Raw genomic sequence first — 9,990 nt, 5'->3', positions numbered from 1 at the left:
CCGACTAAATCCCCGGGATGAAGGGGTCCTTTTTGCACGCCGATCACCCCACGAAGGGGGTGCCTATTGCACGCTGATCCTCAATCATCCGCTCCATAACCGGCTGGCTTTGATCCTCGTCGACAACGCCGTCGAGTTGATGGTGCGCCACTCACTGATGGTGCATGCGAGCTTCGGCGGCGAGTATCCCAAGGGTCTGAATACGGCGCAGCAGCGCCGGCAAGCCCGAAGTCAGAAATTCGCCGACCGCCTCGCGATGCTCGTCCATGTGGGTGAGCTTACAAGGCTTGAGGCCAGTTTCGTGCTCGCGGCTCATGAGCATCGCAACGCGGCCTATCATGAAGGGTTTGGCGGCGGCCCGTTCCTGCGCCCGCTGGGCTTCGCCTATTATCGCTTCGCCTGCGACTATCTCACCCGATTCCAGATGGCGTTCAGCAGCTGGGTGAGCAACTTTGCGTTCAGCGAGACCAGCCGCCGCTACTACGACACCTGCCGGGATGACGACGCCTCGGCGATGCCGGCGCTCGATCGCGCCAAGCTGGCGGCCGCGCTGGAAGCCCAGCTTCCGCAGCTCGACGGGCAACCGATCACCGAGATCCTCGCCGACACCCTCGAGGCGGATCGACAGGCGATCGTGACCAGCTTTCGGTTCTTAATCGAGAACACCTCGCCACGGCTATCGACCCCGCAGCTGCTGGCAAAGATCCAGTTCAGCTCCGCGCGCGACGCCGCGTTGGAAAAGCGGGGTCTCGAGCGCACCCACTTCGACACCCCGCGCCGCGCGGAAGCGGTCCAGTTCGTCAAGACGAGCTGGAAGAAGTACCAGCCCCGCTATCGCGCAATCCCGCATGGTGCCTGGGCGACGGGGATCGCACGCATCCGTACAAGCGACAGCCTGTACGAGGCTGTCGTCCGGTTCGAGGATTTGCGCGCGAAAATGGCCTTCCTGCGCGATGCGATTTGCGACGGTGCCTTCGCCCTCGAAATGGAGATCCAGTCCCAGTACGACTGACCGGCAGGGCCAGGCACACGCGCGGCAACGGCAGAAAGTCCCTTAAGAGCCTGCGATCTCGCGCCTTTTGCGTATTGCCGAGGACCAGATCGCGACGTTGGATCTGGTGAAAAATGGCGCGCACAGCGATAGGGGCCGCCCTTCGCGATTGCGTTCAGGACCGTTTTTATCCTAACTGCGCGTGCCTTCGGAGACGTTGGCGGAGGCGTCGAAACCTTCAAAAGCGAGAGCCGGTCACAGCTATGAGACCGGGTGGCGGACGCGTATGTCCAAGGCCACCCGGCCCAAAGGCGGCCGCGCCTGTCTCGTTTCAGGTTTCGAACACTCTCTAGCTGAGGTCCCTGCGGCAGGGCGGGACGTTGGTATTTTCTACTTCATCATGCTTTGCCTTTTCTGGCAATGGTCACGTCGGCATGTCGATCGACCCGGGGTGCAACAGTCTCTCCGGGGTCATGCGACGGCTATCTTGGTGCAGCCTTCATCCATGTCGCATGCCGCAATGGGGTCGGTTCGTATCGAAGGGTGGCGCTTCAACAACCGTAGCTCGGGGTCATCGCTGCCCCAATGTTCGAATCGAAGTCACCGGTCCCTCCGCCTCCCGGGAGGATCGTACCGTCCGACGGGACGGATGGCGTAAAGGTATCAGGCGCGGGCGGCCGTCATCATCTGGCGATGCGGTTCGACCGTTTCCGCCTTGAACTGGAAGTGAGTGCCATCCCGCCACATGCCGAACAGGATGACGGCGAGCTTCCGGGCAACCGCCACCTTCGCCTTGTTGAACCCTACCTTCTTCGCGAGCCGGATGCCCCAGTCCTTCAATGACGAGAAGGTCTTGGTGGCGGACAGCAGCACCGTTGCGGCGTTCACCATATGCGTGCGTGTCAGCCGGTTGCCCATCTTGCTGATCTTGCCATGGGTCAGGCTCTCGCCGGATTGGTATACGCGCGGCGTGAGCCCGATATAGGCGGCGACATCGTCCGCTCGCCGGAACCGCGATGGTTCCTCGATCGCGGTGAAAAACGAGAGGGCAGTGATGGCGCCGACGCCCGGCACCGCCATGAACCGCCGGCACACCGGGTTGGCGGCGGCGAGCGCCTCCAGCTCGGCTTCGATCCGCACGGCATCGGTCTGGAGCCGTTCGCACAGGTCGAGTACCGGCAGGATGCGTGGTCGCAAATTGATCCCCTCCCGATCCTGGATGACATGCAACTGCTCGACGACACGGTCGCGATAGGTGGCTGACGACTTGGCGCCAGGTTCGACCCGTCCGCCATAGACGCGCAATAGGCCGCGGATCATATTCTCGTTGGCCAGGCGCTGCTGCACCAGTCGGTGGCGCATGATGAGTTGGGCGCGCACCTCGAAGCAGGCTGCGCTCTTCACATAGACCTCGGTCAGATAATCGCGGCCGGTGCGCGTGATCTCGGCGATGCCGCGCGCATCGTTGGTGTCGGTCTTGTTGCGCTTGAGGGACAATACGCGATGGACCTGCAGCGCGTCCATAACAGCGACATGATAGCCCTGTCGGCGCAGACCGCCGGCGAGATGCGCCGACATCGCGCCCGTCTCCATGCCGATGACCGCGACGTTAGAAGCGAAGTTCTTCGCTAGATAGCGCCCGATCTCGGTCGGATGGGTCTTCATCGAACAATGGTGAACGACCTTGCCTTCTCGATCCAACACGCACACCGATGTTGACTTAAGGCCAACATCCAGGCCAACCCAGACACGGCCACATTCAGGGTCCACATCCGCCGCCGCCCGGATCGCGAGGATCTCCGGGTTCGTAATCTTCTTCGTCATCGCGTCATCTCCCTTCCATCGTGCAGCACCATCGTGCGCCCGTTTGCAGAAGAGAAAAGACCTCAGCTAAACCACAACCGGTTCCAACGCCGGCACGCCTCAGATTTCTGGGCGTGCCGCCGGCTGCCCGCTGCAGATCGACCGGTAGGGTCGGAAGAGGATGTGGATGTCGGGATACCGCAGGCAAAAGCACTCAGGCTCCGCCGGACGCTCGAGCCGGCCCTGATGGCAACGACCGAGGGTGATCCTCTGATTCGAGCGATCGGCGGCGCCCTCGGCATCGTCGGCGCGTTGCTCGAGCGGGCCGAGATAGCGACGATCGATGAGTTCGCCAGCGCCTTGAGCATATACGGCGCCGCCACGCGCGAGACAGCCCCCGACGAAGCCGAGATCATCGCTCAATGGGTGCTGACCCTCCTCGAACTTGCTGCGCAGCAATCAGGATCGAACTGATCGCAATCGACGAATTGCACTGAGCGCCGATCGACCGCATCCTTGTTCCGATCAACGACGCAAGGGGAGGCGCGCGCCAATGACGGACTTTCGGCTCATCTGCGAAGATTGGAACGCCGAAATCCTCGCCGCGCGCCGGACCCATCCCGGTCGCGTCCGGATCATATGCCCTTTCATCAAGGCGTCGGCGCTGTCACGGATCCTGAGCGCCGCGCGGATTGACGATATCGAGGTGATCACCCGCTTCGATCTGGCGTGCTTCGACCAAGGCGTGTCGGATCTCGATGCTCTCGAGCGCATCCTCGACGCCGGCGGCAAAGTCCGCGGCGTCAAAGGGCTTCATGCCAAGCTCTTCCTGTTCGGCGAGGCTGTCGCGATCGCCACGAGCGCCAACGTCACCGATGCCGCCTTCCATCGCAATCACGAGTTCGGTTTCGTATCGACCAACCCCGCCATCGTGGCGACATGCGAGGCCTATTTCGACAAGCTCTGGAAGGCGGCCAAGCCGTCGCTGAGGGCGAAGCAGCTGGCCGACTGGCGCAAGCGTCTTGCCGAGCGGCGCAAGGCCGGCGATGCCTCGGCGGCAACGGTGCCGCTGACCGATTTCGGCGCCGAGGTCGATCAGTCCAGCCCCTTCGCGCCGCCTGCCGATGCGCCGCCGCCGCAAGACAATCAGGGCTTTATCAAATTCTTCGGCACGGCGCGCAACCGCGCAGACCGGACCGTGCGCGTCGACGACATGATCGCGGAGAATGGGGCGAACTGGGCCTGCACCTACCCGGAGTCCAAGCCGCCCCGACAGGTTCAGGACGGCGACGTGATCTATATGGGCCGCCTGGTCCAGAATCCGAACGACCTGCTGATCTTCGGCAAGGCGCTCGGCCGGCGTCATCGCGACAAGGAGGATCGCGCGAGCAAGAAGGAGATTGCTGTCCGCGGTTGGAAGGCGGACTGGCCGCGCTACGTCCGCGTCCACGATGGCCAGTTCCTCGATGGCACCCTCGCCGACGGCATTTCGATGAGCGAAATGCTGCGCGACCTGGGAGCGGATGCATTCGCCTCCACCCAGCGCCACGCACGGGACCAAAGCGGCAATACCGACCCGTTCGCCTCTTATGGCCGAAAGGCCCATATGCTGCTCACCGACGAATCCCGCGCCTGGATCGAGGACCGGCTTGGCGCGGCGTTGCGCCAGCATGGCGAAGTCGACCTGACGCAGGATCGGTTTCAGCCACCGGCCTGATCGTCCCGCGCTGTCAACCTTCCGACGGGTCAGCAGATGGCGGCTCGCCCTCCTCCGTCTCCCCGAGCATCGCGTTCACCGTGCTGGTCGGGACAATCTGGTGCAGGATGCGGGTCGTGGCCGCCAGACAGCCGGCCTTGAGCCACCCCATGCTCCGCGTCGTTCCGATCTGACGCAGCATGAGGTTGAGCTGAACCGGAGACTGCAGCTGGCGCACCAGATCGTCTGCACAGATGGTATTGCCCGCCCAGAGCCGCCGCGTCGGAACACTCGCGAAGAACGGATTCCTCTCGCTGCGGGCGGTGCTCATCATCAGCGCTGGGCTATGAAACAGGCGCGTGAGCGCGGAAGCGTCGGTAAAATAGATGCCGTCGATCGGGTCCGGCACGCTCATCGGGAGGACGTTCAGCACGGACGGGATCAGCTCGAGTCCGCTGGCCCCTGGACCGAACAGACCATCGAGAATGTCCGGGTGCTGCTTCAGGCCGTCGACCAGTCGGGTGACCTGCCCGACCTGGCTCTCCCGCTCCAGCGCATCATAGTAAGACGCGATCAGATTGTTGCCCGACAGGGATCGGCTCTTGCACTCGAAGAGGAAGATGCGCCCGTCCCAGCGGACCAGCAGATCATAGTCATATTCTTCCCGGCCGCGCCGGACGGTGATGGTCTGCGCGTCGAGCCCCTGCGCCCTCATGAAGGCGAGCATCGCCTTCTCGAAAGCCTTGCCGCGGGCTTCCAGCGATTGTTTCAGACAGGCGAGGCGCGAAAGCGTCGTTTGCGCCGGTATGCCCCCGACCAGCGCGGGGCCGTACAGCAGCAGCGTCGTCGGCCCGATGCAGAGGATGGGCGTGTCGAAGAGATCGCGCGTCCCTTTGTCAAAGGACACCAGGCTGATGAAGCTGTCGGCCTTCGCGCCGCTGAGCCCCACGCGCTGCAGCCGCTTGATGAGGTCCGCTCGCTCGACCTCGACCAGCAGCAATTCGGGCCGATGGTCGCCTGCCTCATAGGGTACCGCGACCAGCTCCTGCAGCGTGGCATATCCGCGCAGCCACTCGACAAGCCGAAGACCGCGATATTGCGTGGTGTCGGTGGCGACGTTGATGCTCAGCGCATGGTCGAGGGTATGGGCCGACTGCAATTCCTCGATGCTGACGAACGCGTCCGGGAGAAGCGGAGTCTTGTCCGAGACGCCCTTGACCAGCTTGGCGGCGTTTGTGCCGAACGCCATCTGCGCCGCCTCCTGCTTGATCCGCAGGTGGACCCGCTCGTTCGCGGCGAGGTCGATCACATGCCACTCTGCGCTTCCCGGCACATGGTGCAGAAATCGGGTGACGCCCGCGTCGTGAAAGTCCTGCGGAAATTCCGAAGGCGCAACATCCGTCAGGGTTCCGTCAAAATAGCGGGTCTCTTCCTCGATCCATGTCCAGTGCCGCCAGGCCTGCGCCGCTGTCAGCAAAGGTCGCACCGCCTCGCGCTCGTCGGGCGTGGTCTCGACGCGCTTCGGCAGAACAAGCTGGCCGGAGGCGTTGAACCATCCTTGCTGGAACGCCTCCATCTTGAGCGCCATCGTCAATGTCACCACATCGACGTCGATCGGGACGTCGGGCGATACGACGTTTCCATGCCCATTGGCGACACCGAGCCCGATCGGGTCGATCATTCCATCGACGATGATCGCATCCATGGATGCCGTGCGGACACCGTCGCGGCGCTGGGCACAGAGGTCGAAAAGCGCCGAGATGCGGCATTGGGGCGTGAGGCTCGCCGACGGCAGTCCCGCGAGATCCTCGAGGATGGCGCGGTAGCCCGTTTCGATGAGCTTGATGAGCGCGAGGACCGCTTTGATCTCGTCAGCCGCGCCGATCGGCGCCCTCGCCTCTATGATCGCGACGATCTGCGTGATGGCATCCTCGCGCGCCGCCTCGCCTTTCGCATCCGGATATTGGAGGAGAGGCAGGCAGCCGCGCTTGAGCAGCGACGCCAGCATGTCGATCTCGTCGGATCCCAGCGAAATCGCTCTGAGATGCGACAACAGGGGTTTGACGTCCTTCTTGGCGAAGGCTTCGCGGACGATCTTCTCTCGCAGCTCCATAGACCGACCCGTCACTCCGCAGGGCGCAGCGCATCGCGCATCTGTGCAACCTTGTCGCCGAGCGCGGGCTGGCCGACGCGCCGCAATCCGGCAGCCAGTCCGTCGATGAAATTCTTCTTCGACAGGATGTGGTGGAAAAGCGCGTAGCGCTCCTTGGCGAGACGGTGCGCCTCCAGCGTCATCTTCAGCAGACGAGGATATTCCTCCCCGAACCGTCGGTCGCGGCCGACGTAGAAGATCGTCTGGAGATCCGCGAACTCCTCGACCGTCAGCCGCTCCATCGCAGCTTTGTTGAGCGTGCTCATCTTGTCACCGTGACGCATGATCTCGTCGAAGCTGATGCTCGCGGCGTTGATCACGCGCGCCGGCGTATTGGCAGGCTTCGGCGGATTGGCGTCCAGCCATAGCGCGACGATCTCGACGATCTTCGCCTCCGACAGATGCAGCAGATCGCTATCGACCTCGATCAGGGTCTTCAGCTCGCGCGACGCCTTGATGGCATCGAGCGCCTTCGAGAAGCCTTTGCCCGAAAGCCCGAACTGCGCCATCGCATCCGCTTTCCGCTCCAAAAACGCATCCTCGGTCCAGCTTGGCTTGGGGCCGACGATCCGGGCAATCGCGATCAGGTCGGATCGAGAGCATTCCGCCGTCCGCGTGCCCGAGACATGCTCCTGGCCAAGCCGCGCCACGCGCTCCATCAGCCGGTCCAGAATATCCCGTAGCTCCCGCACAGCAGCCTGAATGAGCGGCAGGTTGACGACGGCCAACTCGCCCAGGCTCTGTTTTAGATCGCGGTTCTCGAAATAGCGCAGTTCCTGTCCGTCGATGTCCTGCCTCGTGAAACTCTCGACGAACGGCTTGAGCTCGGCCAGCTGCTCGTGAAACGCCCGGTCGCCGATGCGCTGCTCACTGAGATGCATCCAATAGGCATGGAGATCATGGTCGACCGGCCCCTCTCGCGTGCGCGCCATGCCGAGCGCGCCCAGCTCGCGAAGGACATATTTCAGGGCCAGTTCCAGGCCGTGCCGGGCGTTGAAGAGGATCGGCATCGCAAGCGTGTCGCGGCTGCCGAACATCTCCTTTTCCAGCAGCGTATCGACCAGCAGTTGCGCCGCCTGGAGATAGCCCTCGACATAGTTGATCTCGTCGCCCTGCTTTCCGATGCAGGCATTCCAGTCGCCGTCGTTCAGCACCTCGAAAAAAGGATCGGTAACGCGGCCCTCTCGCAGGAGGTCGCCCATTTCCGGCATATTCTATCGCTCCCGATCACGCGGCTTGGGTTGGTCGCGATCCAGTCCGGTCGCGTCGTCTGCGCCCCGCGCGCGCGTTCCCTCCACACCTGCGGCACGCTCGGCCATCATGATCTCGCGGGCTCGCTGCAGACGCCGGGACACAGCTGGCGGCATGCCGGCGACGAACCGGGTGACGTCCTCGGCCAGCGCGAGATCGTCTTCGTTGCCAGTCGCAGCCAGCGCCGCGGCGGCTTCGCGATACGCGCCGCGAATGAACTTCTGCCGACCGAGCGCCGCGACATCCTCCGGACGGCGCTCGGGATCCGCCGAGCGTGCAAACTCGGCCGCGCGTTCCTCGGTCAGGCGCACGATGTCGAGCGCCCTCCCCTGCCCAGCCGTGCGCGCTTCGAGATGCCGGGCCGATGATCGCACGCGCTTCTGGACGTGACCGCGCGCGCGGCGCGGGGTCGCCTCTGCCGCCACGCCGCGCTGGCGGAGTTCATGCGCGAAGCTCTCGCGCCAGTGGTGCAGGTCCGCTTTGCGTGGATTGAATCGCGTTCCGTCTTCGCCCTGGGTCGCGACCGTCAAATGGACGTGCGGATGATCGGTATCGGTATGGAGGGCCACCATGTAGGCGAACTGCCCTTCGAACTCGACCCGGGCGAAGGCCTGAACGGCGTCATGGATCGTGGCCGCGTCTGTCGTGCCACCCGGCATCGAGAGCACCATCGACATCGAGGTCGGTCGATCCCGGCCGGCCGGGTTCATGGCCGTGTCGAGCATGTCCCAATCTGCGGCGATGGCCTTCAGCCGCTTCTCGTCGGTGATGATCTCGCCTTCGCTCGACCGCACCTCGAGCTTCCCATGCCGCGAGATGTAGCCGAAATGCTCGCCGAGATGGGCTGCCCCGCGTTGCTTGCCGGAAATCTTGACCATGACCTCGGGCGCCTTGCGGACGATGCGCTCCAGCTTTGCGCGCGCCTCGGCCTGGGATAGCGCCGGGGCGGCGTCCCCCTGCCCCCTGCCCTTCCCGCCCGCGCGGATCCGCACGGTCGCCCCTTTGAGCGTGCGCTTGCCACCGGTGGGTGGACGCCACGCTTCCATCAGGCTTGGGAGCGGCAAGATGTCGTCGTCGCCGCTCACGCCGGCATGTCCCAATAGGTTGTGTCACCAGCGAGCGCGCGGCCGAGCGCCTTGAGCTGGTCGTCTATCTCGTGCTGGAACGACGCGACCCTGGCGGCCTCGCGCGCGAGGTCCAGGCCGGAGTCCACCATCGTCGCGGCATTGAGCGCGCGAACCGCCTGGTTGAGATTGATGCCGATGCGGTTGAGCTCCCGCCAGGATTGCGCGATCGCGGCCCGGTCCTCGCGCGGCGGAGGCGAAACGCCATAGAGCCGCCGCCGGAGCAGCGCGACGATCCATTCGGTTCTTTTGAGGCCCCGCTCGCCGGCGGCCGCATCGAGCCGCGCGATATCGCTGGCGGTCAAACGGACCTCGACGCGGGCTGTCGTGCGCTCGCGTGGCGAGGGGATCACGACGTCATCGTCGCGGGATTGCGCCGCTTGATCGACGAGGCTGCGCAGGAGCGCGGAGCGTCCCCCCTGGGACGCCGCCACTGCGTCGAAGCGGGCCGCAAGATCGTCGGGCAAGCGAAGGCCGAAAAACGCCATGCGCCACCCTAATGTTAAACATCCCCGGCGACAAGCCTATCCGGCCCTCACCTTAATTGACCCCTTCCATAGTCTGCTCAAGCAGACTCGCAGCCTCTCTGGAAGAAGCGCCTCACCGGCTGCGCAAGCAAGCCCGAAATGATCGTTGAAAAGAAAATGGCGGCATCCCTGAAGGAGGGATGCCGCCATCATTCGATCTGAAAATTCAAGCTTACTGACGCGGAGTGAGTGGTGCTGTTGGCCGGGGCCAGCGCTACCCATCATTGTCCGGGTGCGGCGGGTTGGCCTCGTCGATCAAGCGCTGGATGGCCGCGATCGGCGTATCATCCTCGAGCCGGATCATCGCGCCGCAGGAACAGGCAGCGGCTTTCTGCAAGCGCATCTGCCGGTACGGAACACTCAGTTCGGCTCCACATTTCGGGCAATCCACCTGTGCGCAGATATCGTCCAGTTCGCCGGTCATCATGCCTCCTTGCGCGAAGCGA

The 9,990-nt window shown here is 64.0% G+C and carries 9 protein-coding genes; 3 read left to right on the top strand and 6 right to left on the bottom strand.

What is annotated here, in order from left to right:
- Positions 1–1,012, top strand: a 1,012-nt coding sequence (locus A7Q26_RS07650; RefSeq protein ID WP_198162871.1) for a hypothetical protein, incomplete at its 5' end; no start/stop codon positions are given.
- A gap of 642 nt (positions 1,013–1,654) precedes the next feature.
- Here A7Q26_RS07650 and A7Q26_RS07645 read toward each other — a convergent pair.
- Positions 1,655–2,815, bottom strand: a complete 1,161-nt coding sequence (locus A7Q26_RS07645; protein WP_063142338.1) for an IS110 family transposase — start codon at positions 2,813–2,815, stop codon at positions 1,655–1,657.
- Between the two features lie 225 nt (positions 2,816–3,040).
- On the opposite strand from A7Q26_RS07645, the gene A7Q26_RS07640 reads away from it, so the two are divergent.
- Positions 3,041–3,268 carry a hypothetical protein gene (locus tag A7Q26_RS07640; protein WP_066858804.1) on the top strand — a complete coding sequence of 76 codons (228 nt, stop codon included), beginning with the start codon at positions 3,041–3,043 and terminating at the stop codon, positions 3,266–3,268.
- A 79-nt stretch (positions 3,269–3,347) separates the two neighbouring features.
- On the top strand, positions 3,348–4,511 hold the full coding sequence (locus tag A7Q26_RS07635; RefSeq protein WP_066858785.1) for a phospholipase D family protein: 1,164 nt from the start codon (positions 3,348–3,350) through the stop codon (positions 4,509–4,511).
- A 13-nt stretch (positions 4,512–4,524) separates the two neighbouring features.
- Here the strand turns inward: A7Q26_RS07635 and A7Q26_RS07630 are convergent, their stop codons facing one another.
- From A7Q26_RS07630 to A7Q26_RS07610, 5 genes are all read right to left on the bottom strand, one after another.
- The gene (locus tag A7Q26_RS07630; protein WP_066858784.1) at positions 4,525–6,603 is read right to left on the bottom strand and encodes a hypothetical protein; all 2,079 of its coding nucleotides are present in this window, start codon (positions 6,601–6,603) and stop codon (positions 4,525–4,527) included.
- Positions 6,604–6,614: 11 nt separating this feature from the next.
- Positions 6,615–7,844, bottom strand: a complete 1,230-nt coding sequence (locus A7Q26_RS07625) for a DUF3775 domain-containing protein (RefSeq protein ID WP_198162870.1) — start codon at positions 7,842–7,844, stop codon at positions 6,615–6,617.
- Between the two features lie 12 nt (positions 7,845–7,856).
- Positions 7,857–8,978 (bottom strand): relaxase/mobilization nuclease domain-containing protein, encoded by a 1,122-nt coding sequence (locus A7Q26_RS07620; protein WP_157102488.1) that lies wholly within the window; start codon positions 8,976–8,978, stop codon positions 7,857–7,859.
- Complete coding sequence (locus A7Q26_RS07615) at positions 8,975–9,505, bottom strand: plasmid mobilization protein (RefSeq protein WP_063141788.1); 531 nt, start codon at positions 9,503–9,505, stop codon at positions 8,975–8,977. Before A7Q26_RS07615 ends, A7Q26_RS07620 begins: the two co-directional genes overlap by 4 nt.
- 253 nt (positions 9,506–9,758) lie before the next feature.
- Positions 9,759–9,968, bottom strand: coding sequence for a hypothetical protein (locus A7Q26_RS07610; RefSeq protein ID WP_004212788.1), 210 nt, complete (start codon positions 9,966–9,968; stop codon positions 9,759–9,761).
- Positions 9,969–9,990 lie beyond the last annotated feature (22 nt).

The sequence above is a fragment of the Sphingobium sp. TCM1 genome (assembly GCF_001650725.1).
Lineage (GTDB): Bacteria > Pseudomonadota > Alphaproteobacteria > Sphingomonadales > Sphingomonadaceae > Sphingobium.
Note: the sequence above shows the minus strand (reverse complement) of the source record. Positions and strands in the feature narration are given on the sequence as shown.

What these genes read in the sequence shown, in the direction of transcription:
- A7Q26_RS07645 (WP_063142338.1), bottom strand. Translation starts at nt 2,815, where the DNA reads ATGACGAAGAAGATTACGAACCCGGAGATCCTCGCGATCCGGGCGGCG.
- A7Q26_RS07640 (WP_066858804.1), top strand. Translation starts at nt 3,041, where the DNA reads ATGGCAACGACCGAGGGTGATCCTCTGATTCGAGCGATCGGCGGCGCC.
- A7Q26_RS07635 (WP_066858785.1), top strand. Translation starts at nt 3,348, where the DNA reads ATGACGGACTTTCGGCTCATCTGCGAAGATTGGAACGCCGAAATCCTC.
- A7Q26_RS07630 (WP_066858784.1), bottom strand. Translation starts at nt 6,603, where the DNA reads ATGGAGCTGCGAGAGAAGATCGTCCGCGAAGCCTTCGCCAAGAAGGAC.
- A7Q26_RS07625 (WP_198162870.1), bottom strand. Translation starts at nt 7,844, where the DNA reads ATGGGCGACCTCCTGCGAGAGGGCCGCGTTACCGATCCTTTTTTCGAG.
- A7Q26_RS07615 (WP_063141788.1), bottom strand. Translation starts at nt 9,505, where the DNA reads ATGGCGTTTTTCGGCCTTCGCTTGCCCGACGATCTTGCGGCCCGCTTC.
- A7Q26_RS07610 (WP_004212788.1), bottom strand. Translation starts at nt 9,968, where the DNA reads ATGACCGGCGAACTGGACGATATCTGCGCACAGGTGGATTGCCCGAAA.